The 25,363-nt window shown below is 45.5% G+C and carries 27 protein-coding genes and 1 riboswitch; of the genes, 3 read left to right on the top strand and 24 right to left on the bottom strand.

What is annotated here, in order from left to right:
• Positions 1-63: 63 nt before the first annotated feature.
• Complete coding sequence (locus FYJ53_RS17750) at positions 64-954, top strand: DNA-processing protein DprA (RefSeq protein ID WP_013380516.1); 891 nt, start codon at positions 64-66, stop codon at positions 952-954.
• Positions 955-1,051: 97 nt separating this feature from the next.
• Positions 1,052-1,636, top strand: a complete 585-nt coding sequence (gene zapA, locus FYJ53_RS17745; protein ID WP_154557554.1) for a cell division protein ZapA — start codon at positions 1,052-1,054, stop codon at positions 1,634-1,636.
• 48 nt (positions 1,637-1,684) lie between these two features.
• Here the strand turns inward: zapA and lexA are convergent, their stop codons facing one another.
• From lexA to FYJ53_RS17695, 10 genes are all read right to left on the bottom strand, one after another.
• Positions 1,685-2,326 carry a transcriptional repressor LexA gene (gene lexA, locus FYJ53_RS17740; RefSeq protein ID WP_070081227.1) on the bottom strand — a complete coding sequence of 214 codons (642 nt, stop codon included), beginning with the start codon at positions 2,324-2,326 and terminating at the stop codon, positions 1,685-1,687.
• 89 nt (positions 2,327-2,415) lie between these two features.
• Positions 2,416-3,378, bottom strand: a complete 963-nt coding sequence (locus FYJ53_RS17735) for a tyrosine-type recombinase/integrase (protein ID WP_013380512.1) — start codon at positions 3,376-3,378, stop codon at positions 2,416-2,418.
• A gap of 197 nt (positions 3,379-3,575) precedes the next feature.
• Positions 3,576-4,079 (bottom strand): HD domain-containing protein, encoded by a 504-nt coding sequence (locus FYJ53_RS17730; RefSeq protein ID WP_013380511.1) that lies wholly within the window; start codon positions 4,077-4,079, stop codon positions 3,576-3,578.
• Positions 4,080-4,218: 139 nt separating this feature from the next.
• Entirely contained in the window at positions 4,219-4,779 is a 561-nt protein-coding gene (locus tag FYJ53_RS17725; protein ID WP_148428958.1) for an ECF transporter S component, read from the bottom strand.
• Between the two features lie 12 nt (positions 4,780-4,791).
• Positions 4,792-5,775 carry a nucleoside hydrolase gene (locus FYJ53_RS17720; protein ID WP_090412456.1) on the bottom strand — a complete coding sequence of 328 codons (984 nt, stop codon included), beginning with the start codon at positions 5,773-5,775 and terminating at the stop codon, positions 4,792-4,794.
• Positions 5,776-5,857: 82 nt separating this feature from the next.
• Positions 5,858-5,902: riboswitch (PreQ1 riboswitch) on the bottom strand.
• A 101-nt stretch (positions 5,903-6,003) separates the two neighbouring features.
• Positions 6,004-7,338 carry a phosphoglucosamine mutase gene (gene glmM / locus FYJ53_RS17715; RefSeq protein WP_148428956.1) on the bottom strand — a complete coding sequence of 445 codons (1,335 nt, stop codon included), beginning with the start codon at positions 7,336-7,338 and terminating at the stop codon, positions 6,004-6,006.
• 103 nt (positions 7,339-7,441) lie between these two features.
• Positions 7,442-8,473 carry a tRNA 2-thiouridine(34) synthase MnmA gene (gene mnmA / locus FYJ53_RS17710; RefSeq protein ID WP_148428954.1) on the bottom strand — a complete coding sequence of 344 codons (1,032 nt, stop codon included), beginning with the start codon at positions 8,471-8,473 and terminating at the stop codon, positions 7,442-7,444.
• A complete protein-coding gene (locus FYJ53_RS17705) occupies positions 8,474-9,244 on the bottom strand; it encodes a type 1 glutamine amidotransferase (RefSeq protein WP_090412447.1) in 771 nt (256 codons plus the stop codon).
• Positions 9,245-10,594, bottom strand: a complete 1,350-nt coding sequence (locus tag FYJ53_RS17700) for a Mur ligase family protein (RefSeq protein WP_154557553.1) — start codon at positions 10,592-10,594, stop codon at positions 9,245-9,247.
• A gap of 18 nt (positions 10,595-10,612) precedes the next feature.
• A complete protein-coding gene (locus FYJ53_RS17695; RefSeq protein ID WP_154557552.1) occupies positions 10,613-10,813 on the bottom strand; it encodes a DUF3006 domain-containing protein in 201 nt (66 codons plus the stop codon).
• Between the two features lie 213 nt (positions 10,814-11,026).
• Between FYJ53_RS17695 and ilvA the strand changes: the two genes are divergently transcribed.
• A complete protein-coding gene (gene ilvA, locus FYJ53_RS17690) occupies positions 11,027-12,232 on the top strand; it encodes a threonine ammonia-lyase (RefSeq protein ID WP_154557551.1) in 1,206 nt (401 codons plus the stop codon).
• 58 nt (positions 12,233-12,290) lie between these two features.
• Here ilvA and FYJ53_RS17685 read toward each other — a convergent pair whose 3' ends face one another.
• From FYJ53_RS17685 to FYJ53_RS17620, 14 genes are all read right to left on the bottom strand, one after another.
• A complete protein-coding gene (locus tag FYJ53_RS17685; protein WP_180492979.1) occupies positions 12,291-13,718 on the bottom strand; it encodes a 5-bromo-4-chloroindolyl phosphate hydrolysis family protein in 1,428 nt (475 codons plus the stop codon).
• A 31-nt stretch (positions 13,719-13,749) separates the two neighbouring features.
• Positions 13,750-14,826, bottom strand: coding sequence for a ComEC/Rec2 family competence protein (locus FYJ53_RS17680; RefSeq protein ID WP_154557549.1), 1,077 nt, complete (start codon positions 14,824-14,826; stop codon positions 13,750-13,752).
• Positions 14,823-15,833 (bottom strand): ion channel, encoded by a 1,011-nt coding sequence (locus FYJ53_RS17675; protein ID WP_154557548.1) that lies wholly within the window; start codon positions 15,831-15,833, stop codon positions 14,823-14,825. Before FYJ53_RS17675 ends, FYJ53_RS17680 begins: the two co-directional genes overlap by 4 nt.
• Before the next feature lie 13 nt (positions 15,834-15,846).
• A complete protein-coding gene (locus tag FYJ53_RS17670; protein WP_013380499.1) occupies positions 15,847-16,128 on the bottom strand; it encodes a GIY-YIG nuclease family protein in 282 nt (93 codons plus the stop codon).
• A 46-nt stretch (positions 16,129-16,174) separates the two neighbouring features.
• Positions 16,175-16,342 (bottom strand): zinc-ribbon domain-containing protein, encoded by a 168-nt coding sequence (locus FYJ53_RS17665; RefSeq protein ID WP_013380498.1) that lies wholly within the window; start codon positions 16,340-16,342, stop codon positions 16,175-16,177.
• Between the two features lie 325 nt (positions 16,343-16,667).
• Positions 16,668-17,303, bottom strand: a complete 636-nt coding sequence (locus FYJ53_RS17660; RefSeq protein WP_058694606.1) for a V-type ATP synthase subunit D — start codon at positions 17,301-17,303, stop codon at positions 16,668-16,670.
• A 3-nt stretch (positions 17,304-17,306) separates the two neighbouring features.
• Entirely contained in the window at positions 17,307-18,716 is a 1,410-nt protein-coding gene (locus tag FYJ53_RS17655) for a V-type ATP synthase subunit B (RefSeq protein WP_013380495.1), read from the bottom strand.
• Positions 18,709-20,514 carry a V-type ATP synthase subunit A gene (locus tag FYJ53_RS17650; protein ID WP_148428945.1) on the bottom strand — a complete coding sequence of 602 codons (1,806 nt, stop codon included), beginning with the start codon at positions 20,512-20,514 and terminating at the stop codon, positions 18,709-18,711. The genes FYJ53_RS17655 and FYJ53_RS17650 overlap by 8 nt, the downstream gene beginning before the upstream one ends.
• Before the next feature lie 25 nt (positions 20,515-20,539).
• Entirely contained in the window at positions 20,540-20,857 is a 318-nt protein-coding gene (locus FYJ53_RS17645) for a V-type ATP synthase subunit F (RefSeq protein WP_154557547.1), read from the bottom strand.
• 9 nt (positions 20,858-20,866) lie between these two features.
• Entirely contained in the window at positions 20,867-21,838 is a 972-nt protein-coding gene (locus tag FYJ53_RS17640) for a V-type ATPase subunit (RefSeq protein ID WP_148428943.1), read from the bottom strand.
• A gap of 3 nt (positions 21,839-21,841) precedes the next feature.
• Positions 21,842-22,447, bottom strand: coding sequence for a V-type ATP synthase subunit E (locus FYJ53_RS17635; RefSeq protein ID WP_148428941.1), 606 nt, complete (start codon positions 22,445-22,447; stop codon positions 21,842-21,844).
• A 35-nt stretch (positions 22,448-22,482) separates the two neighbouring features.
• Positions 22,483-22,959: a V-type ATP synthase subunit K gene (locus FYJ53_RS17630; protein WP_333519699.1), complete on the bottom strand. Its 477-nt coding sequence runs from the start codon at positions 22,957-22,959 to the stop codon at positions 22,483-22,485.
• A gap of 10 nt (positions 22,960-22,969) precedes the next feature.
• Entirely contained in the window at positions 22,970-24,844 is a 1,875-nt protein-coding gene (locus tag FYJ53_RS17625) for a V-type ATP synthase subunit I (RefSeq protein WP_154557546.1), read from the bottom strand.
• On the bottom strand, positions 24,841-25,149 hold the full coding sequence (locus FYJ53_RS17620) for a hypothetical protein (protein WP_013380488.1): 309 nt from the start codon (positions 25,147-25,149) through the stop codon (positions 24,841-24,843). Before FYJ53_RS17620 ends, FYJ53_RS17625 begins: the two co-directional genes overlap by 4 nt.
• Between the last annotated feature and the right edge of the window lie 214 nt (positions 25,150-25,363).

Raw genomic sequence — 25,363 nt, 5'->3', positions numbered from 1 at the left:
TGCATGAAATTTAAATACCAGGCAGCACCTTCGTCTGCCTTAGCAATAGAAGGGAAGAGAATTATGAATAAGAACGATTTAAATCGCAGTATTATAGCGCTTTGCCAGCTAAAAGGCATTGGCCGCAAGAAAGTGAAAGCCATTTTAAAATCCGTTGACAATCCAGCGGACTACCATCTTTTAGAGCTGGTTGAAATCGGTATATCCTTGAATGTTTTTTCACGCAACAGTACGATCGGTACCTTTTTGGATGCACGAAAGCGTGCGGATGAGATTTTAAAATGCTGTGAAGAAAATGATATCAAGATGATCAATTCTTATTCTGAGGATTTTCCAAAAGCATTGCTTTTTGAGGATGGTCCAGATCTTATCTATTATAAAGGCGATCTGTCGCCTCTTGCCAATGTGAACAGAGCGGCCGTTATCGGCACCCGTGTACCGTCAGATATCGGTTATCATTTTGCCTATAATTGTGGTAAAAGCCTGGCAGAACAGGGCTATACCGTTGTCAGTGGACTGGCTCTTGGCTGTGACACTGCAGCACATCTCGGCTGCCTGAAGGCAGGGGGAAAAACCGTTGCCTTTTTACCGTCAAATTTAATGACCATTACACCTCGCGAAAATATGGAGCTTGCAGAACGTATCATAGCAGGGGGAGGCTGTATTATCAGTGAATTTTCTCCTCTGTCCACTTCGAACGCCTACATGTTTATTGAGAGAGACCGGCTTCAGGCAGCAGCTTCTAATTTTGTGCTGGTATCTGAATTCGCCCGAAACAGCGGGACGCTTCATACGCTGCATTTTGCCCATACCTACGAAAAGCCGATTTATGCCGATGATGCTATTGTCAATTCCGATGTCGATGGTTATGATGCCATGACTGAGGAGGGAATTGCGTATCAAGTTGGCAATATGGAAGAAATTAAGCAATTTATCCTTAAAAATCGACAATAATTGTAATATTTTAATATTTTATTTGAAATTTCTTACAAGATTACTTATAATGATAGAAAGAGAACTAATTAATTTTTATATACAGGAGGTAAGTTAATTGCCTGAAGAAAAAAAAGTTGTCGAACTTCGCATCTTAGAGAATGATTTTTCTGTAAAAGCTGGGGAAAGTGAGGATTATATTCGCGAGATCGCAACCTTTGTTAACGATGAACTGACAAGGGTTAAGGAACGCAATCCTTTCACCAACCATATCCGCATTGCAATTCTTGGCTGTATGAACATTACGGAGCTTTTATTTGAAGCTAAAAAAGATGTGCTTATTGCTGAGCGTAAGCAGGAGGAAGAAGCCAATAATATTAATCTGGTAAAGGAAGAGTTAAAGACCGCAGGCGAAGAAATCAATGAGCTTAAAGAAAGTAAGCTTCAGCTTGTCGAGGAGAAGGAACAGCTCCAGAAAGAAATCGAAGAAAAGAATGAGCTGCTCAATCAATACCGTGAACATCTGAAACAGGCTAAAATCGAAAGTGAATCTAACCGTAAGGCGATTCTTGATCTCCAAAACCAGCTGTTTGAAAGCCAGATTGAACTGGTGAAGGCAAACAAAAAAAATCCTGAAGCGATTGATCAGGATACACCTCAGATGGATATGGAACCAGAAGGCTCTTCGAATCGCCCGGAATAATAAAATTAAAACCTCCAGTTTTTGAGCTGGAGGTTTCTTTTTATGGTTTTACATCTTGCGGAGAAGCCCGGTTACACGGCCCAAAATCTGAACCTCGGTATCCTTGAGTTCTCTCGGTTCAAAATTTGGATTTTGAGGCTTAAGGATAACGATATCCTGATCACGGTAAAAAGTCTTAACAGTTGCCTCTTCATTTTCGAGCAAAAAGGCTACAACAATATCACCGTCGTTGGCAGTGTTCTGCTTTTTGACGATAATGTCATCTCCGTCTAAGATCCCCGCGTTAATCATACTGGTGCCTTTAACTCTTAACAGAAAGTGTTCCCCGGTTCCGACGAAACTAAGGGGAAGGGGAACTTGATCCATGATATCTTCAGCTGCCAGGATAGGATCACCGGCAGTGATTTTACCAAGCAGCGGGAGTGTGACCATCTCCCGGTCAGTCTGGAAATTTTCAAGACCGTCATCATCATCTTTGTTGATAACATCAATGGCACGTGTTTTGAGTGATGTTCGTCGAATATAAGAACGCTGCTCAAGTGTTTTAAGGTGAGAGTGCACCGACGACGTGGATTTAAAGCCCACAGCCTCGCATATTTCACGGACAGAAGGCGGATACCCACATTCTCTTGTCTGTTTTTTTATAAATTCTAATATTTGTTTTTGTTTTTCAGTTAAATCTTCGTACATTTTTGATACCCCCAGGTTTGTTGGGTTTATTATAACATAAAAGAAAACAAAAGTAAACATTTGTTCTTGAAAAATGAAGCCATGTTTGTTTATTTTTTGTGTCCGGGATTTCGCCCCGCGAGTGGATTCTGATAGATCGCTTCACGAACATCATCTACCTCGATGTGTGTGTAGATTTCTGTAGTGGAAATACTCTCATGGCCCAAGACTTTCTGAAGCGTACGAATGTCTACCTGCCCGTATTTATGCATCAGCGTGGCGGCAGTGTGACGGAGTTTGTGAACAGAAATCTTATCGGCATTCAGGCCAGCCTTTAAAACATATTTTTTTACCATCGACTGCACTGTGCGGTTGGAAAGAGGGGTCTTTCGTTTGCTTAAAAACACATAGGGTACATCTGTATCCTCTGGCCGCACCGCCATATAAGCCTCCAGCGTCTCGACACAGGCATCGTTGAGCCTTATATTTCGCTCTTTATTGCCTTTACCAACAATATGGATGGTTTCCTCCTGGATATCCTCAATTTTAAGATTGGTCAGTTCGGAAAGGCGAATTCCGCAGTTTAAAAATAAGGTGATGATCGCAAGGTCCCGCTCATAAAACTCACCGTCAACAGCATTTAAAAGGCTTAAGGCTTCGTCAAGCGTAAGATAGACAGGGTCGCGCGACTTAACCTTTGGTATTTCAAGGCGCTGTGTTGGATCATCCATTTTAGTATCGATGACTGTTGTCAGATAGTGGTATAAGTTTTTGATGGCAGCCGTTTTTCTTTTTCGGGTTGAATCGATGTTGCTGCGCTTGGAGGTAGCATAGCTCAGAAAAGCGTAAATATCCGGGAGTGTTACCTGTTTAATGACTTTCAAGTCCACGTCATCTATGGAAATGGTGTCGAATTCGGCATCTGGATCAGCCAGTTGAAACCGTACCTTTAAAAAGCGGAAAAACTGCATCAGATCATTTCGGTATGAAATTAATGTGTTTGGTGAAAAGCCTCGAATGGAAAGCAGATAATCGTCAAGCTCATCGAGAAGGGTATTGTGTTTGAGATCCATTTTTGTATTCCTTTCAATCGCTATAATTGCGTATAACGTAGGTTATATGCAATTATAGCAAAAAAGATATCAAATATCAAGATTTTTTAGTTTTTATCATCCATTCCCTTTAAAAACGGCTTTTGGGTTATTTTAAAAGAAGCACGGCACAATTTTGCGCCGTGCTTATCGGTTCCCTGTTTTATTTATCTGCCGATTTAATCCTCCTGTGAGAGAAACATGGTTTCCAAAAGGTGGACTCCTGTTTTTGTTTTAAACAGACGGTCACGTATGCTTTCGATTTGAGAAGGCTTCATGCTGTCCTCATAAATATTGACCAGAAAGTCCGCTTCGATGAGCACCTGGTAATCAACGGCCTGAATACTGCCGTAAGTATGATGGTTAGCGATCAAAAAGCTGACGCGTTCCATGATTTCATCGGATACGTTATATTTTTTTAAAAAAAGACGGGCCACAGGAGGTCCCTCGATTTCCTGGTAATTTCCGGCACTGGAGCCATATTTTTTCACACTTGGCTTTATACCGATATCATGCAAAACAGCTGCGATTTCAAGGGTATCTTGCGTTCTTTCATCTAAGCCCTCCTGTTCCGCAATGATTTTGGCAAAGGCATGAACCTTTAAAAAGTGTTGAACACGGCGGGGATTTCCTTTTTCATATTCAATCATTTCGCTTATTAAATTATTCAAGATGTCTTTCATTTTTATGCACGTCCTCCTTTATAAGCATTTTACCATGTAACTTAAAGTCTACCGCTGACCAGCTGTATTGTCAATGAAGCAAAAACAGGAGTACAGGGAAAAAATTGACAAAAAAAGAAAGGCCGGAGCCTTCTTTTTCTTAATAATGCTTTACTAATTTATTTTTTAAAGGCACTGGCATAACTTTAATAATGCCAAAGACCACTGAAAAACAAATCGCCTTGTCCAGCAGATCCGTAACAATCTGAGTTGAGAAAACGGAGGCAACTATGTTGATGCCGGAGTTTTTCAGGACGGCTACAATCAGGCTGGAGCCTGATGAGGTAACGCCATTAAAGACAAAGGCGACAATAACAGAGGACATGACTGAGACAAACAGGGTTACCAGCACAATTGCCAGAACGGATTTTAAGCCCTCAAAACGGCCGCTTTTAAACAGTAGCCCTGTCGATACACCGGCCACTACCTGTACTGGTAAAAAGTAAAGGGAAACCGGATCAATGGTTGCACCGTTAATGAGTGCGGTCAGTCCGCCGACGGCCGCGCCTGCTGCCGGTCCCATGAGCACTGCGGAAAGCAGTGTACCCATAGAATCCAAATAGACCGGAAGCTTAAGTACGAGCGCAACAAAGCATCCTGCGAAATTTAATCCAACAGCCATGGCCATAAAAACAAGCATGTTGGTTGTAAGCTTCTTCACAATAGCCACCGCCTACTCGCAGCCGTATTTCTCATTGGATAAAACCAATGTAATATCCGATTGATGCTCAGGAAAAAGGCGTGTCATAAACATTTCCATAAAGGCTCTGGCATGTACCTGGGTAAGGACAAGGCAGTTCGGTTCTTTTTTGTAAATACCACCCACGTCTACCATGCTCATCCCGATCGCCTTGCCTTCGGTAACGACATCCACGTAGTAGGTTTTTCCTGAACAGATGGAGGGATCAATAAAGTAAGCGATGGCCAGAGGGTCATTGATGACGCAGCCAAGAGTGCGCTCCTGCTCCCAGTGAAAATCCAGATAGAACCGGGTGATATCAACAATAAAATCCGCTGCTGGATCATTAAACTGGCGCAGCAGCTCGATGTAATTTGGCGTCAGAACGACCTCTCGGGTGACATCCAGCCCAACCATGGTAATCGGTCGGTCCAGCTGGTTCAGGACCATTTCGGCAGCATCCGGGTCCGCCCAGAAATTAAACTCAGCCACCGGAGAGCAGTTGCCATGGCTTTTGAAAGCTCCGCCCATTAAAACAAGCTCCTCCATCCGGCTTAATGTGGCTTTATCAGTCTGTAAAGCCAGAGCGATATTGGTTAAAGGGCCAATGGCCAGAACAGAGACATTATCTTCTGTCTTTAGAGTATTCAGAATAAAATCGACAGCCCCCTCGTGATAACGGACATTTTCAATTTTTTCAAATTTAACGCCGCCAAGACCATCCTCCCCATGTGTTTCTTCAGCGGCGACCATATCCCTTAGAAGCGGACGCGTCGCACCAAGATAAACCGGAATATCCAGACGGTCCATCACCTTTAAAATATGGAGCGCATTTTCAGCGCATTGATAACCGTTGATATTACCGGATACAATGGTAAGACCTAAAATTTCCAATTCCGGAGAACGGCATGCCAGCATAATGGCCAGAGCATCGTCAATTCCCGGATCGCAGTCAATAATTACTTTTCTTTTTGTCATGATATTTTTCTCCTCGGTTAAGTTTAACCAGTGGATAAACGCAAAAAGGGCGCACGTGTAACCGTACGCCCTTTATAACGCTCTTTCCTTAGTTTTTTATAGAGGGATGGTTACGAACCTCTCCGTTTTAAAACGGTCAATATGTGCAAAACAGCTTGCTTTGCAGACAGCCCAAGCCATCATTTTCTATGAACACTATAGCATATTTTAAAAAAATTTACAACCCTCTTAAGCCAGGCGCTCCTCAATGAGCTTAGCCAGATCTGTGGCAATGCGGTTAAGTTCCAACTGGTCTTTGCCCTCAATCATGACACGCACCAGCGGTTCTGTGCCTGATGGGCGGATTAATACACGTCCCTGGCCGTCAAAATGCTTTTCAACTTCTGTGATCCGCTTCTGGATAATTTCATCTGTCAGATAGTCATTTTTAGTCTGATTGGTCACTTTTGCATTCACAAGCACCTGTGGATAGGAGGTCATTAAGGACGAAAGCTCAGCGGAGGTGCGGGTTTCTTCCTTTAAGATCGTTAAAAGGGATACGGCCGTTAAAAGACCGTCGCCGGTGGTGTTGTGATCCAGCAAGATAACATGGCCAGATTGTTCCCCGCCGAGATTATACCCTTCTTTCAGCATTTCTTCCAGAACATAGCGGTCTCCGACATTTGTCTTAACGCTTTTGCAGCCGCAGTCTTTCAAAGCGATATCGAGGCCGATATTACTCATAACGGTCACCACAACTGTATCCTTGTTCAGCCGGCCCTCCTGCTTCAGCTTTGCGCCGACCAGATGAAGGATCTTATCGCCATCGATGATACGGCCTTCATTGTCAACTGCCAGACAGCGGTCTGCGTCGCCGTCAAAGGCAATCCCGATGTCAGCTTTTTCTGAAAGGACATGATCGCTCAGCTTGTCAAGACAGGTAGAACCGTATCCGTCATTGATGTTTTTGCCGTCTGGTTCATGACCGATCACAACCACATCAGCTCCAGCTTCCCTGAAAAACTTCGGCGCAATGCGGTAGGAAGCGCCATTGGCACAGTCCAGCACCATACGGATGCCGGAAAAATCGCAGGCGAACCCCTTTGTGATATGTTCCACATAGATTTTTTCAGGCTGCTCAAGGGTTTCGACTGAACCATCAGCCCGGTCATTGATTGTAAGCTTATCGATGATACATTTTTCAATCTGATTTTCTACGTCATCGGAAAGCTTATAACCCGCGCCATTAAAAAACTTAATCCCATTAAACTGATAAGGGTTGTGTGATGCGGAGATGACAATCCCGGCATCTGCCTTGATCTCGCGGGCAATGACCGCGACAGCAGGTGTTGGTATTACGCCCGCCAGTACAACCTTACCCCCTACTGAGATAATACCGTCTGTCAGAGCTTTTTCAAGAGGATCGCCCGAAATACGGGTATCCTTCCCAATAACAATTTTAGGATTATGGCTGCCTTCTGATAATATATAAGCGCCATAACGTCCAAGCTGATAAGCTAATTCTGTGGTTAATTCCTCGCCAAAGACACCACGAACACCATCAGTACCAAAAAATTTTCCCATTTTTTAACCTCTATTTCATAAATCAAATAAATCGAATAAATCAAATTCTATTATAGCTTTAAAACAAAAATAAATCAATTCATTTAAAGGATTTTATCATTTTTTACTTATATTCGATGATTCCACCGCCTAAAAGCGTGTCCCTGTCATAAAAGACTGCTGACTGTCCGGGCATAGGCGCTCGAACGGCTTCTTCACACTCCAGATAACCTCTGTGGTCACCGGACAGGTGAAGTGTTCCCTGATAAAGGTAACCCCAGCGGCATACTTTAAATTGTATTTCTCCTGAATATAAGCTGCCGTCAATAAAATGAAGTTCTTTTAAAAAGATTTTCTTCTGATAAAGATCGGATTCCTCACCGAGAATAACCTCGTTAATTTCTGGACGCAGAGCAGTAACAACATATTTTTTTCCGGAAATCGCCGGAACACCGCGCTTTTGACCAACCGTATAGTGATAAAAACCGTTATGGCTGCCAAGAATTTTACCAAAACGATCCCGAAAACGTCCTTCGGGCATTAATGGTGTTTCTTTTTTTATGAAACGGGCATAATTTCCATCCGGGATAAAGCAGATTCCCTGACTTTCTTCGGATTTTGGAAGCGCTATCCCCTCCTTCTCCAAAAAAGCCCGCACCGCATCTTTTGATTGAAAAGCACTCAGAGGAAAAATAAGACGGCTCAGATATTCCTGATCAAGGGTATAGAGATAATAGCTCTGGTCTTTTCTGCTATCCGCACTGGTCTTAATCTGAACCTGCCCATGACGTTTTTCGAGCCTTAAGTAGTGGCCAGTCGCGATAAATTCAGCCTCTTTTTCATTGGCGTACGCCATCAGCCCTCTGAATTTCATCACTGCGTCACAGCGGACGCAGGGGTTGGGCGTATAACCTCTGAGATATTCGCTTATAAATGGTTTTATGACCTTTTCCCTGAACTCAAGCTGCCTTTTGATGCATTCATGCCGGATGCCGATTTTTTTTGCAAGGGCACTGGCTTTTTTGAGAAGGGGTTCATCTCCAAAAAAATCAAAGGTCACGCCCAATACCTCGTAACCTTTGTTTTTTAAAATCAGAGCAGCGGCAGCACTGTCTGCACCGCCGCTGAATCCCACAATTACTTTTTTATTTCTCATTTATCTTTTACAATTTGTTAAATGTGTTGTCTTTTTCAAAATAAACTGTTTTTTAGTCTCAAAGGATTTTTCTTCAAGCGTCATATTGACAGAAAAATTTTCCAGGTCTGTTTCCTGATTATCCGCAATGATACGGATAAAGGCTTCAGTCATCCAGGGATTACAGACAAGCACCGGACCGAGGGTATTTGTAAAGACCGCGTTTTTGATCTGGACGCCCTCATTGGTGTCTCTGCCGTTATTACCGTATCCATAGTTCAGCTTTCCAAAGGGTTCGTCGTCGCCGGTCAATCTGAAATCAGCCATCTGGATCTGGTTTCCGATGATTTCCATTTGTGAGCCGTTCAGGTTACAGCTGAAATAAAGATCATCGCCATAGACAGCCTTGTTTTCAGTGGTTTCCACGTCAATGATGCCCAGTCCCCTGACGACACTGCCGTCATCTCTCCTGATGTCATTGCCCCAGAGAGCCATGCTGGTTCCAGTGACAAGCATGGGACGGCCAGCCTGAATGAAGCCGCGGAGTGAAAGGTCATAGGGTTCAAGATAATCAATGATGGATGAAAAAGAAGCGATCTCTCCCGGTGAACAGAATAAGAAATCATAATCCATTGGGGTGAAATCTTCAGTGTCAAAGTCAATTTTTTCGATTTCCACCTCAAACCCTGCGGCTTCGCCCATGCGCTTTAAAGCCAGAACATTTCCGCGGTCACCGTGGAGGTACAGGGAATCGGGAAACATCCACCCGATCTTTAATGTTTTTTCATTCATTTAATTGCCCTCCTCGATGTATTTTTTCATTTTATTAAAGGTTTCAAGCCATGTGATCAGATAAATATTTGAAGTATCTGCTTTTTCAATTTCTTCAAAAATCGTTTTGATATCATCGGTATCCTTGATGGCGATTTTTGACGATTCAACGCCTTCGTAAATCAACCGGTTGGCGGTATCATAGCAGACATTTTGAGAGAAACAAAAATATTTTTCAACATTCGATTCCGCAAGTGGCTTGAAGTCACAGTCAAAGCTGTAAAAGGTGTTGGTATAGAATGGGATAAAATCTGAAACCGCATAGAAGCCAAAACAGACCATTTTTTCTTCCTGGTCTGAAGCCATGATGTTTAAAGCGCTCTGGAGTGTATCCGGGTTTTCCTGCTTGATTCGCATATATTTAATGGTTTTATCCTTGTAGTGAAGCACCTCAAAACGGCCGCCAATGTTTTTAAAAGAATTAAAGGCAGGGACCGCGTCCTTGACAGAGACGCCGGCAAAGCGTTCGCAAAGCGCCAGAGCGCCGCTGTAGTTGTACAGCATAAACGGCAGGTCATAGGGCATGTTAAAGCTTTCATCCTCAACGGTGAAGGTCTTGTTTTCAAAATCAACATCCTTCACGGCATAATGGGGAGCCGCCTCACTGGAATACCCGCAGTTTGTACAGGTAAACGGCCCGACGCTGTCGATGGTATAATAGTCAAAATCAATCTTATGGTAGCACTTTGGACAGGCGCAGGTCGGATAGGTTTCGTCTTTTTCAAAGGATTCAGAATGCTTTTCCACGCCATAATAAGTGACATGGTCGGTAAAACGTTCAAAGGATTTTGTTCGAGGCTCTTCATTATTTAAATATAAATGCATTTTTGGATTCATAAAAGAGGTGAGCTTGCGATAGATAAAATCCGGGTCGCCGTTGCGCTGAACCTGGTCCTTCTGCAGATTGGTGATTAACATGTTTTCAGCCGGCAGCTGGTCATAAATGAGGGGTAAATAACGCTCATCTGTTTCAAAGACAAAATAATCGGCCTTGAGTTTTCCGGTCATTGTCGACTCTTTTGCCAGAATGGTGGCGATGCCAGGCAGCAGGTTTGCGCCCTCCAGGTTTGATACAACGGTTTTTCCGTTTTCCCGTAAAATATGAGTCACCAGGTTGGTGGTGCTTGATTTACCATTGGTTCCTGTAATAAAAACAACCTTGGAATAGTCGATCCCCTTGAAATGCTCGACCATTCTAGGGTCTACCTTTAAGGCCTTCTCTCCGGAAAGGTTAGAACCTCTCCCCTTGCTGACAAGATTGATGAGGCCGTTAATGGCTTTAGCGTACCATAACGCCAAATAAAACTTCATACTTGTTCCTCCGTTAAACTAATCGTTAAAATATTGGTTAATGCCAGACAAATCATCTTTATTAAAATCAGATACTAAAACTTTATGACGCTCCAGGTCGACTTTATATCCTTCTTTAATGGGCGCTCTATAGCTTGAGACCGGTTCGCTTATAAAAACACCGTCCTCACGCTCAATGACGGCTACTGTACCTTCAATCCGGTCCACAATCCCAGTCATGATGATTCCTCCTGTTTTCATCCCCTGTCCTAAGACAGAAGTACTGCTTCAGCCTTCCGAACCACAGGTATCCAGTTTGGCTTCAACTATAAAATTATAATATAAGGCAGCGCATAAGTCCAATCATATTTCCAAACTTCTTGACAAAAAAATTTACAAGAGGTATATTAGCAGTTAGTAGCTTAAAAAGAATGATTGAAAGAAAGGAAAACCATGCTGACACTCGATAAAATCTATCATGCTTCCTATACGTTAAAAAAAGTGATTCGACCAACAGATTTGATATACGCCCCGGGGATCAAATCGGATGGAAAAATTTATTTAAAAACCGAAAATCTCCAGGTGACCGGCTCTTTTAAGGTAAGGGGCGCTTACTATAAAATCTCCCAGCTGACCGATGCGGAAAAGGAAAAAGGCGTTATTGCCTGCTCGGCCGGAAACCATGCCCAGGGTATGGCCCTGGCCGCGACTAAAAATGGTATTAAATCCCTGATATGCCTGCCAGACGGCGCTCCGATTTCAAAAGTTGAGGCTACGAAGCATTATGGCGCTGATGTCTGTCTTGTTGAGGGTGTCTATGACGACGCGTATCAGAAAGCTCTGGAGCTCCAGCAGGAAATGGGCTATACTTTTATCCATCCCTTTGATGATGAGAATGTTATCGCCGGTCAGGGAACCATTGGCCTTGAGTTACTGGATCAGCTTCCGGATATGGATGCGGTGATTGTTCCAATTGGCGGCGGCGGGTTGATCTCGGGCATTGCCTTTGCCATCAAATCCTTAAATCCGAATATCAAGATCTATGGCGTGCAGGCAAGCGGGGCTCCGAGTATGCTCAACTCCATTGTCGATAAACAGATTGAGCGCCTGGATGAGGTGTCCACCATTGCGGACGGCATTGCGGTAAAGGAACCGGGCCAGCATACCTTTGAGATCTGCGGGCAATATGTGGATGAAATCGCCACGGTCACAGACGATGAGATATCAACTGCAATTCTTACCCTCATTGAACAGCAGAAGCTGATTACAGAAGGCGCTGGCGCCGTATCTGTTGCGGCCGCTCTGTTCAACAAGTTTCCCATCAAGGGCAAAAAGGTGGTCTGTTTACTGTCAGGCGGCAATATTGATGTCACGATCCTTTCACGGGTTATCAAACGCGGTCTCCTGAAATCGGGCCGTACCTGTTCATTAAATATTGAGCTGGTCGATAAACCCGGACAGCTGAAGGGCGTATCTGCTATCATCGCCGACATGGGCGGCAACGTGGTGTCCATCCACCATGAACGTGCCAGCGAGAACGCGGATGTGAACGGCTGCTACCTCAGGATCGAGCTTGAAACACGCAATTATGACCATATCCACCAAATTGAAAATGCCCTTAAGGATGCCGGATACCGGCTCAAAGACAATTTACAGTAAAAACGGATAAAAAGAAAAGCACCTGCAGCCTGAAAGGCCCGCAAGTGCTTTTCTTTTTTTATTTTTTATCGGTTAAGCCATGGCTTTCAAACAGGGATAAAAGCGAATCAATATCAGAATGGAGATCAATGGTGGCGTTTTGTTCAAACTGGCTGATATAGTTGCTGAAAGCCTCGATGATCATGTCAAGGCTGGCCTCGATCTTTTCCCTTGCCTGTCTGTTTTCATCTGTCTCTGACTCAGTCTGGTTGAGATTATTATAGGACCGTATGATGTCCAGTGTCATAGGGAGGTAGTTGATCTCAAAAGAAAAATGATACTCCTTTGGATTTTCCTCCATATGGCCCATGATTTTTTCCGTAAGGTTTTTGATGGTTTTAAGCTTTTCTGAAACTTCGGAGTTCTTCGTGTTATGAATGGCTGTATCAAGACAATCGGTTGCTTCCTTTAAAAGTTTTTTCTGTTCAAAAACGCGCTTTTTATCTGCGGAGAGGCTGTCAGATAAAATTTCATCAGAAAACAGCTCAGGACAGAGTTTATCGGTGTTTTCGTTATAGTAATTTAAAACAGCCGCTTCATTGACGGTTTCGCCGTCAGCAGTCGCGTTAAAAGGTTCGTCAGCTCCTGTCGGCAGAAGTCCGTCCTTCAGCTTAAAATCAATGATCTTTTTGATGGCATCCTGTTCGGCCTTTTTTACTGAGACAGCGGCTCTCCCGCGGTCATTGACCAGCGCAAAATTGTGCTGGTCGTTAAAGCCTTCTGGATAAATGGTGTTTTTAAGCACCTGCTCTGATTCTCTGGTAAAAGCAAGAGGCTCTGTTGTGAAATCCCCGGGAGTCGTTTCAGAATAACCTGAGAGTCCTTTCTGGGTTTTTACAAGATAGTAGGCATTGATATAATACAACAGCCATGAAAAATCTTTAACAGACAATTCGGAGTGATGCTTTTTAATGACTTCGGCACAGCCTTCGGCGGAAGGATTTTTGACCTCAGGATCAATTACCGGGTTATCACTCAGGTCAATGAACAGGTTTCTTTCTTTGGCCCGGTACTGGACAACCAGGTCAGGCACTGCGGCGAAGCGGTTATCGCTCAGATCAAGCACAAAAGAGTAGAGGCTTAAGATAAAGCCGCCTTTATATTTGTTATTCAGACGAGTGACATCCTCAAGGCTAAAGGGAATTTCCTGAATAAGGTTATGGCTCAGATCTGCTTCCTGTAGCTTGAATAAATATTCCATGCCCTCCAATGAACGAATCTCCATGCCTGACGCCTTCAGACTGCGGACTTCCTTTAAATCATCAATGGTCACTGCCTCGTTAATGTTTGATAACTTTTTTCCCGCACGTTTATTAAGCTCATTTAACACGCTGTGTGCGAGATTGACATCCGGAAAAATTTCGCCGAGCGGTACAGGACGGCTTAAATCCAGTTTTCCGGGTTTGTAAGAGGCCTTGCCGCCAAATAATTTTTTAAAAATTCCCATATGATCGATTCCTTTCCTCGTCTTCAATTCATCATGGCTTGCAGATCCCACAGGGCGTATAGCCCTGCCCCACCGCATCATCACGCGACTTAAAAGTGGTCTGATTATCGGCTTTTGGCAGCCCGCTGCAGCTTGGAAGATGAAATTTTTTAGTTTTTGTGTTTCCAATATAGACGATAGGTTTTGCCGAGATGGCCGGGGATTCATCAGCAGACGCCGGGGTTTCCATTTTTCCGCTGTTTTGTGTGATGAAGCTGATCCCCTGGCCGTCGCTGATGGCCACCACATTGCCCTCTCTATCCGTTTGGAAAATGGTTTTTCCCCTCAGTTTGTTTAAAGTATTTTCGCTCGGATGACCATAGGTGTTATCCCTGCCAACACTGATCACCGCATACTGCGGATTAATAAGAGAAAGAAAAAGCTCTCCGGTAGAGGTGTCGCTTCCATGATGGCCAACCTTGAGAACATCGCTTTTAAGCTTTAACCCTGCCTGAGCGATGGCATCCTGCTCATCTTCATTTTCCCCGTCACCGGTAAATAAGAATGATGTCTCGCCATAGGCTACCCTGGCGATGGGTGAATAGTCATTGAGCTCCGTATAGCTTTTCCCCTCAATCGGAGAAAAAAGATCAATGGAGACAGCATCGCCTGCCGGAATACTGACGCCGGCATAGGCAGCATTGGCTTTTAAGCCCTTTTCACTAAGGGCTTTCATAAAGTTTTCAAACAGCATCGTATTGTGTGCAACCTTTGGTAAATAGACACTTTCGACAGCATAGTTTTTTAGAATTTTTTCAGCAGACCCCATATGGTCACTGTGCGGATGGGTGATGAGCATGACGTCAAGCTTTTCGACTTTTTGGGCCTTCAGGTAAATATTGATGGTATCATAATTCTCTGGATTGCCCGTATCAATCAGGATATTTTTATTGTCTGGTGTCTGGAGCAGGGTACAGTCGCCCTGCCCCACATCAATATAGTGAACCCGCAGCGTTCCATCGGCATAGACGGAAAGCCCGGGGTCCTCCTTAAGCGCGGAGCATCCGAACACCGAGAAAGCAAGAAAGACTGCAGTCAGCAGCAGGCCTAAAAATTTATGTTTTGTCACGATTCTTCCTCTTCTTTAATGGTTTGGTCAATTAGTTTTTCCTTTGTATCTTCTTCCCTCGCCTGTTTTTCCCGGTTTTGTTGGCCGATGCTGTAAGCGCCGGAAATAATGGCGCCGACAAAGCAGGCTGTGCTGAAAATGCTGGTAACTGAAATAACAATGGCGGTAAACTGGCTGTAAAACATGCCTTCCACGCGAACCGGGTAAATATCGCCATATCCGATGGTAGAAAAGGATACAAACAGATAATAGAGCAGGTCCAGATAGTCTAGAGGCCGTTCTGTGGCGTGCTGAAAGAAAAAGGGGTTGGTTTTCCAGCAGCTGTAGATCATTAAATACAGGATTCCCAGCTCACATCCCATCAAGGCGCCCATACCCTTTATGATACCAAAAGCCTCGCGGTTTCTGCGCCGTTCATTGGTGGGCTTCATCAAAATGTTGGGATTGATAATGGCGCGGATCATGACAGAAAAGCACAAAAACAGGGCGAAAAGGAGTCCGATAAAGGTCAGGAGAAGGCTTGGCCGGGATACAAAGCTGGCAAAATAGACAAAGGAATGGCCCAGCAGCAGATAAAAAATAACATCGACATAACGGCTGACCATGTCATCCTCAAATTGATCAAGCCCTACAAAAAGCTTTTGCACAAAATACATGATAACAATGAAGATGATGAAAGTAGCCACCAAACCCAGAATCTCGCGCACAGTGACCATATGGCTCATGGAGATAGCAATAACCGAGATGACTAAAAGCAGGGCGTTTACGGTCAGAAGCCCGTGACGGTCGTAATAGCGGGTTAATTTTAGGAGATAGCGGCGCACTGGACGGATCCGTGTCCCGGCTTCCATATTCTTGCGCAGAAGAGCTTTGTAGTGCTCTCTGTTGATATATAAAAACACCTCAAACAGAAAAAGACAGAGGACAAAAATATCATAAAAAATCAGAATGGCGTTGCCGTTTGCCAGAGTCTGATGCACGGTCAGATCATTTACTACATTATCCATTCTACGTACCTCTCTAATGTTTATTAATGAGCGCCAGCTTTTGCTTACGGGTGAGGCTTTTGATCGCGGCTTCACGCCGCAGCGCGTCGCTTTTATTGTCAAATTCCTCTTTGTATACCAGCTCAACCGGTTTGCGGCTTTTAGTATACTTGGCACCTTTGCCGCTGTTGTGGGCTTTCAGGCGCTTTTCGATGTCGGTTGTCCAACCTGTATACAGGCTGCTATCTTTACATTTTAATATATACACGTAGTGTTTGTCCATAAACAGTATGTCATCCTTAATGATATTTTTCATTAAAAAAGATCCCCGGAGGGATCTTTAAATTCCATTTGGGACAGTCCTAGAACTCGTTTCTTGGTCTTCTGGTAGACTGTTTTCTTTTAGATCTGCATTCTTTACATCTTTTAGGTTCGTTATCGAAGCCTTTTTCTTTGTAAAATTCCTGTTCACCAACAGTGAATACAAATTCAGCACCACAATCCTGACAAACTAAAGTTTTATCTTCCATTGTGTCTAGTTACCTCCATTTAAAATTTCTTGTACAGGGTCTGATTCAGTTTTTAAATGGAGTAGATGTTTCAGGACATGGTAACCATTTGAAATCAATGTAATCATTACTATACTATGGGTTTATTATACACTAATTATTTGTTGTTTGTAAAGCGATTTCTACCAGAATTGTGTTAATTTTGCATTTTATGTTTTTGTTTTTTAAAGGGCACAGCGCAAAATTGTGCTGTGCTTACCAAATCTGTAAAATAAAAAAAAATAGTCATTGCATATCGTTGCGCAATGACTATTTTTATATTTTCTAAAATTAATTACGAAACGTATTAATTTTGATTTTCCGCTACCATCATTTCCTTAACCTTCATCAAACGGGTAATGTTTCCACGCTCGTTATCTTCCAGCTTCATGGTAATATACTTGATGGTTTCCAGCATTTCCGGAATCATGACGTGTTCCAGTGCGTTGACACGGCGTCTTGTCTTTTCGATTTCATCAGCCAGCATGTTACAGGTTTTTTCAACCTCTGCCAGCTCGATGAGCAGCGGTAAAAGGGCTGCCATGTCCAGTACCGCCCCATCCAGCTCGCCTGATGTAAAGGCAAAGCCGTACGGCAGATCTGTACCGCCCTCAATGGCTGTGTACTTGATGGTCGGCACATCGACATTCATGATATTTTGTTTTCCAAGCTCTATGGTCGCTTCACGGGCCGGACACAAGAGCGCCTCGGTTACCGCTGCCTCACCCATTCTGGCGCCGGCAATGGCAAAACGTCCCATGGCAGCACCCAGCTGCTCTTCAATTTCTTCCCGGAGTTCTTTATTTCTGCGGATATATCCCATAAAACGCCTTACCATTTCGTCCCGTTTATCCTTTAAGAGCTTATGGCCTCTTGTGGCTGTCTTAAGCCTTTTCTTGAGACGGGTCAGCTCCATCCGGGTAGGATTTACACGAATAGCCATGGCTTATTCCTCCTCGTCTATGATATCATCGTCTTCACTTAGCGGAGAGGGAATGTATTCATCAATATATTCGTCCTTAATACGTTTGAGCTCTGTACGCGGCAGGATGGATAAAAGCTCCCAGCCAATGGTTAGGGTTTCTTCGATGGTCCGGTTGGTCTCAAAGCCCTGGGATACATAGCGTTCCTCAAATTCTGTGGCAAAGCGCGCGTAGATTTTATCGACATCCGACAGCGCTGCGTCCCCCAGGATAACGGCCAGCTCCTTGGCGTCCTTCCCACGGGCATAGGCTGAGAACAGCTGGTTCATGGTATCCGCATGATCCTTACGGGTCTTGCCTTCCCCGATCCCCTTATCCTTCAGACGGCTGAGCGACGGCAGTACGTCGATGGGAGGCTCAATCCCTCTTCTGTACAGATCTCTGGATAAGATAATCTGGCCTTCGGTGATGTACCCGGTTAAGTCAGGGATCGGGTGGGTCTTGTCATCCTCAGGCATGGAGAGGATTGGAATCTGGGTTATGGAGCCTTTTTTACCGCGCATACGGCCGGCACGTTCATACAGGGTCGCAAGGTCAGTATACAGGTAGCCAGGATAGCCACGGCGGCCTGGGACTTCCTTTCGGGCTGCGGAGACTTCACGCAGTGCCTCGGCGTAGTTGGTGATATCGGTCAGAATGACCAGCACCTGCATATCCAGCTCATAGGCCAGATACTCGGCACAGGTGATTGCCATACGCGGCGTGGAGATACGTTCGACAGCTGGGTCGTTGGCGTAGTTCATAAACAGCACTGCACGTTCGATAGCGCCTGTACGGCGGAAATCCTTGACGAAGAAGTCTGCTTCTTCAAAGGTGATCCCGATGGCGGCAAAGACAACGGCAAAACCTTCATCGTTGTCGAGAACGCGGGCCTGGCGGGCAATCTGAGCCGCCAGCTGCGCGTGCGGCAGACCGGAGCCGGAGAATACTGGCAGTTTTTGTCCACGAACCAGAGTGTTCAGACCATCGATGGCAGAAACGCCTGTCTGAATAAACTCAGCAGGATAGTCGCGGGCAACCGGATTCATTGGTGAACCGTTGATGTCCAGTTTCTTTTCCGGAATAATTTCCGGTCCACCGTCGGTTGGGCGTCCCATACCGTCAAATACACGGCCAAGCATATCCTTGCTCACGCCGAGCTCAATGCCGTGGCCCTGGAAACGTACCTTTGAGTTTGAGATTCGCAGGCCCTGGGAGCTTTCATAGAGCTGTACCATGGCTTTATCACCATTGACCTCGAGAACTTTACCAAGACGTTTTTCACCATCAGCCTGCTCGATTTCGACCAGCTCGTCGTATTTTACACCTTCCACATGGTCGACCAGCATCAATGGGCCGACGACTTCACTAATGGTTTTGTACTCTTTATTCATCGTCACCACTTCCTTCCATCAGTGCTAAGAACTCAGCTTCCATTTCGGCGGCAATGGCCGGGAAGCGTTCTTCTTTCTGGTCTTCCGGTACGTATTTCATACGGGCAATTTTTTCCCGGATATCCATGGTGATGATTTTAGCAAAGGGCACGTTCAATTCAAGGGCGGCAACGCCTTTTTCGTACCAGGCCAGAATCATGCTCAGCATGGCGTATTGTTTTTCAAGTGAAGAGTAGGTGTCAACATCGTCAAAAGCAGACTGGTGCAGGTAATCCTCACGGATCGACTGAGCACACTCCAGTGTCAGGCGGTCCTTAAAGCCCAGGGCGTCTACCCCGACGAGACGGACAATTTCATCCAGCTCAGCTTCTTCCTGGAGGATCTGCATGGTCTGGCGAACATGAACAGACCAGTCGGTCTCAACTGATTTGTCAAAATAAACATTCATTTTGTCACTGTACAGCGAGTAGCTCTGCAGCCAGTCAATGGCTGGGAAGTGACGTTTGTACGCCAGGTTGGCGTTCAGGCTCCAGAATACCTTAACGATACGCAGGGTTGCCTGGGATACTGGTTCGGAGATGTCACCACCCGGAGGTGATACAGCCCCGATGGCGGAAATAGCGCCATAACGATCTTCTGAGCCAAGGCATTTGACAAAGCCTGCACGTTCGTAGAATTCTGCCAGTCTGGAGGAAAGATAGGCCGGGTAGCCTTCTTCACCGGGCATTTCTTCAAGACGGCCGGACATTTCACGCAGCGCCTCGGCCCAGCGTGATGTGGAGTCGGCCATAATTGCCACTTTATAGCCCATATCACGGAAGTATTCCGCGATTGTGATACCGGTATAGATGGATGCTTCACGGGCGGCTACGGGCATATCTGAGGTATTTGCGATAAGAACGGTACGCTTCATCAGGGACAGGCCGGTACGCGGGTCATGCAGTTCCGGGAATTCCATCAGAACATCGGTCATTTCATTACCACGTTCGCCACAGCCAATGTAGACAATGATGTCGGCATCGGCCCATTTTGCCAGCTGATGCTGTACAACGGTTTTACCGGAACCAAATGGCCCTGGAATAGCGGCGATACCGCCCTTAGCGATCGGGAACAGCGTGTCAATGACGCGCTGGCCGGTGACCATAGGTTCATCGGGGGCGATTTTTTCTGTATAGGGACGGCCGCGTCGCACTGGCCAGCTTCTGAGCATGGGCACTTCTACGATTTCTCCGTCCTTTTTCTTAATTCTGGCAATGGGTTCGACAATATTGGCTTCACCGTCGAAAACCCAATCAACGGTTCCTTCCAGTTTTGGCGGCATCATGATTTTCTGAAGCACTGCCGGTGTTTCCTGCACAGTACCGATCACATCGCCAGGTTTTAGCACATCGCCCTTCTGGCAGGCCGGTACAAAAGGCCATTTCTTTTCGCGGTCAAGCTTGGGAACATCAATCCCTCTGCTGATACGGTCTCCGGATTCGTTGTAAATGGTGGTCAGCGGTCTCTGGATACCGTCAAAAATACTTTCAATCAGGCCAGGGGCCAAATCAACGGACAGGGGTTCACCTGTCACATATACGGGTTCGCCTGGGCCTAGGCCGGCGGTTTCTTCATATACCTGGATAGAGGCTCTGTCACCTCTTAATTCAATTACTTCACCAATGAGTCGTTTTTCACTGACTCGGACAACGTCAAACATCTGAACATCGGCTAGTCCGGTTGCTACAATCAGCGGACCGGCAACCTTGACAATTGTCCCTACTTGCTTCATGGTTGATTGTTCATTGGGCTGAATCATCGTTCTATCCACCCCTTTCTATAGTTTATAAAATATCTGCGCCAATGGCTTTTTCAATGTTATCCTGAATCCCCTTCATGCCTAATCCGTTGGTTCCAAAACGGTTTGGAATTGGGATGATGGCTGGAAAGGGCTCTGTTTTATACTTTTCAATGGCTCCCGGCACCAGGGCGGCGGCCTGTTCGGTAATGTAAATGACAGCTGTTTCTTCTTTGGCCAGCGCGTGGATGGCTTTTTCGATATCCTTCGCTGCATTGGCATAAACGGTGCGAACTCCAAGCGCCTGGAAAACCATGATGGAATCCTGATCGCCGATAACGGCTAATTTAGCTTGCTCACTCATGATTTCCTCCTAAATAACGCCGAGTTCCGCGAGCGGTATTTTAATACCGGAGCGTTTACCCGCAAACATGACCCGAAGGGCCTTTCCTTCAGCCTGACGTTGGAACAGGTAGTTTGCGATGGGGCCGATGCTGAAGGAATCACTCCTTCGTTCGTGAATCATGTTGAAAGCCGCATCTTCAAACTTCTGTTCGACTTCTGACAAATTTCCGTCCTGTGCATAGCGTTCAAGAACAGACTTGATCAGAATGCTATGTTCTCCGTGTCCCAGCTGTTTTGCCAGCTGTTCATTTGGAATATCCGTTGCGTCAAGCAGTGCCTTTTCTTCGATTTCACCGCCTGGTATCAACAGGGGTTTTACCTTGAAGGTCCCCCAGTCCAGAATATTGGCTCTGAGCACTGTCAGAATATTGGTAAAATCAATTTTTGCTTTGTAATATTTTTTCAGCAGCTCGCTTGAATGCTTCTGCTGTGATAAGGTTTCTAAAATCTGTGCATAAGCCGCGTTATCAATGGTCACACTGATGACTCTGGGGTCGGTGACATCCTCAAGACGCTTCAATGGCTCTCTGAAGCATTCCGGCAAAAGACTGTAATCACCGTGCTCCAGGGCTTTCTGAAGAATATCCAGCGGAATGCCGCCGCCTTCAAGCAGAAGGTTTTCGACTTCGACCCGCTGCAGCTGTCCTTTTAATATGGCTTTGATGTTATGGACATCTGTTGGGATAAGCAGAAGATCCGTTACCGTCTTATCCGGGGTGATCTCATTGATGAGGTTCCGGGTTTTGGTCAGCTCTGCGTCAATCAGGTTATCGAGCTGGCTGTGGTCCTTGGCTTCTGCGCCATAGCCGATTTCATCCAGGAGCTTGAGCGCTTCGGTTTCATCGGCCTCCCAGAGGCGGTTCCAGCGTGTCCGGTCGATAAGGCCTGCTTCCTGCACCTTGATACGCCCTATTGCATAGGGATAACTGGTTTCAGACATGGCCTACACCTCCACTTCAAAAAGCATTTCTGCAACCTCTCGCTCATATTTTTCGCGGGCGTCATCGATGAGAACATCGAAGGAGCCATTAACATCGCTCATTTCACCGATGAGCATAACGCCGGAATTAAAAGATGCCGGTGTTTCGTCAAGGGTCAGCTCTCCAATTTTTCCGGCTTCCTTAAGGGCGGCGTTCAGCTTGTTCAGCAGACCGTCCCTGTACCGCTTCATATCCTTTTCTGGGACTTGCAGTTTTTCGGTTCCGGTTTCAGAGCCATTCACGACAATCTTTGTCACGAGCGCTTCGTAGCGGCTTTCGTCAAGAGTGTCGAGAGCTGTTCTTGCTTTGTCAAAAACTTCATCGATAACCTTACGTTTGACGGCCAGAATGTTTTTTCTGGAATCTAAACGGGTCATCAGCTGGCTTCTGCGGTGGACTTCCTCCACATCGGCCTTTTCTTTATTTTTTAGCGCGTTCAATGTCAGCTCTGTACGGCGCTCAATGGCGGCCACAGAGGACTGAACCTTTTCTGCCGTTTCCTGTTCGATCAAAGCCACATCTTCATTGGCCTTTTCTAGGATTTTTTCAATAATTTTATCGGCACTCACACGCTGTCACCTCACTTTCACGTGTTTTGCAGTTTTTATAACTGGATGCTGTAGATTAACAGGATGGATACGAGTAAGGCTAAGATCGCGTAAGTTTCTACGATCGCGGTAATGGTGATCCCTTTTGCGAAAGCAGATTCATCCTTGGCGGTCATATGAATAGACGCTGCAGCGGCTTTCCCCTGGGCAATCCCGGAGAGTAAGCCAACGATGCCGATTGGGAAACCGGCTGCCAGGAAAGACATTCCCTGATATAAACTTAAATCAAGAGGGGTGCCCCCTAAAATACCGATCTGAACCATGATAAGAACCGCTGTCAGAAAGCCATAGATCCCCTGTGTGCCTGGCAGTGCCTGGAGTACAAGCATTTTACCGAACATTTCCGGACGTTCCGCAACAACGCCTGCTGCGGCTTCACCACTAATCTGAACACCCTTGGCAGAACCAATACCTGCTAAACCGGCAGCGATTGCTGCACCAAAAATAGCTAATGCTAAACCTAAAGACATGATTTCATTCCTCCTAAACTTCTTTAGAATTGTCAATGACATCTATTGATTTTGTCTGAATTGCCAGTGGTTCGAAGTTATAACCACCGCCATCGTAAAACTTATTAAAAAATTCAATATACTGGAGACGGCTGTCGTGTACATAAGCGGACAGGAGACTCATTGTGATATTGAAAACATGGCCGATAAAGTAGATCACAAGGGATAAGATAAACCCGAGCACATTGATCTGCACCATTCCGGCCAGAATATTCATAACCATGGCGATAACGCCGGTGGCCAGTCCTAAAGCAAGAATACGGGCATAGGACAGAATATCACTCAGGTAGCTGGTGACATCATAAAGTCCCATAATACCGCCGAATGCCTTGCCCACAATATTTTTCTTTTCACGGCCTGCTGTAAAGAGGATAATGACCGCGCCCACAATGGCGAGGACCATTCCCACGGTTCTGGTCTGTTCTAAAAAGATCAAACCTGCGCCGGCAATCAGCAGCATCCAGCTGACCTGATCAAAGATCGCGTCCAGCACATGGCCGGCGCGGACCTGCTCTACGATTTTGATGGCCATACCCGAGAAGATATGGAGCACCCCGATCACCAGAGAAAAGATCAGCATCGCTACCGGGTTATCCAGCGGCGAGAAGAGAATGGGATGAAAGGTTTCGCCAAAATAGCTGCCGAAAAGTATCCCAAAAATCATGGTTGTGATGCTGGAATAAAACAAAAGTGTAACCAGCATACCAAACTGTCCCTTTGGTTTCATGATCTTTTTCATGAGTCCAAAGATAATGGCCATGAGCGCTCCGTAGCCAAAGTCCCCCATCATCATCCCGAAAATTACCCAAAACCACGGTGCGGACACTGGTGTAGGATCGATGGTTCCCGGCTTTGGCGGGGAGTACATATCTGTAATTGACTCAAAAGGCTTCCAGAACTTTTTATTTTTCAGTGCTGTCGGGGGCTGTTCGCCTTCCTTTGGGTCGCTGTATTCCAGATCATATACGTCTGTTACCTGGCTGACGGCATTTTCAACCGATTCCATCCGGTCATTTCTTACCCAGCCTTCCACACAAACTGTTTCAACCGTTTCCATGAACTTTACAGACTGGCGTTCCTGCTCGGCTTTATACTGTTCACTCAGAAGTTCAAGCTCCTGCTGTGACCCGGCCAGCTCAGCCATCTGTTTTTCATAGGATTCAATATCCTTTTCCAGAAGCTCAATTTTTTCCTGATTGCTCTTGCTGATTTCAGACGCGGTTCCTGTTACTCTCGGGAGGGATGCCTCTACAAAACCAAGAACCTTGATATTGTCTGAAAGAGCGGCATCGTCCTCCATGAAGGAGACAATCAGAGCTGCCTGGCCTTCAGCTGTTTTTCCAAAAAGCTGAATTTCAGCATTGTGTTCCGCCACAGCGGCAACGATTTCTTCATGTACGAGAGGTGGCAGATACCCAATATGAAAATTGGTGTACTGCGTTGGTCTCAGCTCTTCGATGGGAACATCCATCGAAAGCCATGGCTCCAGCTGGGAGCACTCGGATTTCAACGTCATAATTTCAGAATGTGCTGCTGAAAGCTTATCCGAGATCGCTGAGGTTTCCTGAACCAGAGCTTCGCCCTTTTCGTTACGCTTAATAAACTCATCGTAACCATATACCGGGCGGTCGCTGAAAAAGCTTTTCTTTTTCTGATAACGCTGCATAAACCGCAGCATGGCATCTGCCTGCTGTACGTCTAAATCAATCTGTTCATTTTTTGCGGTTTGTTCTGTCTCTTCGTCGGGTGGAATAGCCATGAACTCACCGCACCTCTGAAGTGAAAGCAGAAGAGCTTCCTTATCTTCCTTCAGGGCAATGAGCTTTGCTTTTTTCATTGGAATAATCATTGCGTTTCTACCCTTTCCAAAATAAATTCAACCGCCTTCGGGACACGAGTCCTGGCATTTTCAGCCATCTTCTCATCTGCGAGACCCGCATCGTGAAGGACGCGTTCCATTTCTTTTTCGGCCAATGCCTCCTCCTGCAGAAGAACTGCTTCAGAAGCTTCCTTGGCCTCAAGAATCAATGCGTCGCCCTTTTCCCTGGCTTCGGCCTCGGCCTGACGCAGGGTTTCACGCGCTTTTGCTTTTGCCTCCGAACGCATTTCTGCTGCACGCTCTTCAGCCTTGTTGATTGAATCCAGAATCGACATTTAATCACCACCTTTACTCTCAAATTCACACAAATTCAGATTTTCTTTATTCTTTATGACCGCTTCTGTCTTTATACCCAGATTCTTTCAGCAGCAAAAGAAATAATTGGACTTAAAAGCAATCTTTTTTGTTGACGTTTACAGGTTTGTTTTTAACATAAAAGACAGACACTGTCTTTTGCACCCGTTCGTTTCAAAAAAAAATTTAAAAGAA

It is taken from the genome of Eubacterium sp. BL-380-WT-2B, from assembly GCF_009696115.1.
GTDB lineage: Bacteria > Bacillota > Clostridia > Eubacteriales > Eubacteriaceae > Eubacterium > Eubacterium callanderi.
This window is presented reverse-complemented; position numbering and strand designations above follow the sequence as displayed.

What these genes read in the sequence shown, in the direction of transcription:
- FYJ53_RS17750 (WP_013380516.1), top strand. Translation starts at nt 64, where the DNA reads ATGAATAAGAACGATTTAAATCGCAGTATTATAGCGCTTTGCCAGCTA.
- lexA (WP_070081227.1), bottom strand. Translation starts at nt 2,326, where the DNA reads ATGTACGAAGATTTAACTGAAAAACAAAAACAAATATTAGAATTTATA.
- FYJ53_RS17735 (WP_013380512.1), bottom strand. Translation starts at nt 3,378, where the DNA reads ATGGATCTCAAACACAATACCCTTCTCGATGAGCTTGACGATTATCTG.
- FYJ53_RS17730 (WP_013380511.1), bottom strand. Translation starts at nt 4,079, where the DNA reads ATGAAAGACATCTTGAATAATTTAATAAGCGAAATGATTGAATATGAA.
- FYJ53_RS17720 (WP_090412456.1), bottom strand. Translation starts at nt 5,775, where the DNA reads ATGACAAAAAGAAAAGTAATTATTGACTGCGATCCGGGAATTGACGAT.
- glmM (WP_148428956.1), bottom strand. Translation starts at nt 7,338, where the DNA reads ATGGGAAAATTTTTTGGTACTGATGGTGTTCGTGGTGTCTTTGGCGAG.
- mnmA (WP_148428954.1), bottom strand. Translation starts at nt 8,473, where the DNA reads ATGAGAAATAAAAAAGTAATTGTGGGATTCAGCGGCGGTGCAGACAGT.
- FYJ53_RS17705 (WP_090412447.1), bottom strand. Translation starts at nt 9,244, where the DNA reads ATGAATGAAAAAACATTAAAGATCGGGTGGATGTTTCCCGATTCCCTG.
- FYJ53_RS17700 (WP_154557553.1), bottom strand. Translation starts at nt 10,594, where the DNA reads ATGAAGTTTTATTTGGCGTTATGGTACGCTAAAGCCATTAACGGCCTC.
- FYJ53_RS17695 (WP_154557552.1), bottom strand. Translation starts at nt 10,813, where the DNA reads ATGACTGGGATTGTGGACCGGATTGAAGGTACAGTAGCCGTCATTGAG.
- ilvA (WP_154557551.1), top strand. Translation starts at nt 11,027, where the DNA reads ATGCTGACACTCGATAAAATCTATCATGCTTCCTATACGTTAAAAAAA.
- FYJ53_RS17685 (WP_180492979.1), bottom strand. Translation starts at nt 13,718, where the DNA reads ATGGGAATTTTTAAAAAATTATTTGGCGGCAAGGCCTCTTACAAACCC.
- FYJ53_RS17675 (WP_154557548.1), bottom strand. Translation starts at nt 15,833, where the DNA reads ATGGATAATGTAGTAAATGATCTGACCGTGCATCAGACTCTGGCAAAC.
- FYJ53_RS17670 (WP_013380499.1), bottom strand. Translation starts at nt 16,128, where the DNA reads ATGAAAAATATCATTAAGGATGACATACTGTTTATGGACAAACACTAC.
- FYJ53_RS17665 (WP_013380498.1), bottom strand. Translation starts at nt 16,342, where the DNA reads ATGGAAGATAAAACTTTAGTTTGTCAGGATTGTGGTGCTGAATTTGTA.
- FYJ53_RS17660 (WP_058694606.1), bottom strand. Translation starts at nt 17,303, where the DNA reads ATGGCTATTCGTGTAAATCCTACCCGGATGGAGCTGACCCGTCTCAAG.
- FYJ53_RS17655 (WP_013380495.1), bottom strand. Translation starts at nt 18,716, where the DNA reads ATGAATAAAGAGTACAAAACCATTAGTGAAGTCGTCGGCCCATTGATG.
- FYJ53_RS17650 (WP_148428945.1), bottom strand. Translation starts at nt 20,514, where the DNA reads ATGATTCAGCCCAATGAACAATCAACCATGAAGCAAGTAGGGACAATT.
- FYJ53_RS17645 (WP_154557547.1), bottom strand. Translation starts at nt 20,857, where the DNA reads ATGAGTGAGCAAGCTAAATTAGCCGTTATCGGCGATCAGGATTCCATC.
- FYJ53_RS17640 (WP_148428943.1), bottom strand. Translation starts at nt 21,838, where the DNA reads ATGTCTGAAACCAGTTATCCCTATGCAATAGGGCGTATCAAGGTGCAG.
- FYJ53_RS17625 (WP_154557546.1), bottom strand. Translation starts at nt 24,844, where the DNA reads ATGATTATTCCAATGAAAAAAGCAAAGCTCATTGCCCTGAAGGAAGAT.
- FYJ53_RS17620 (WP_013380488.1), bottom strand. Translation starts at nt 25,149, where the DNA reads ATGTCGATTCTGGATTCAATCAACAAGGCTGAAGAGCGTGCAGCAGAA.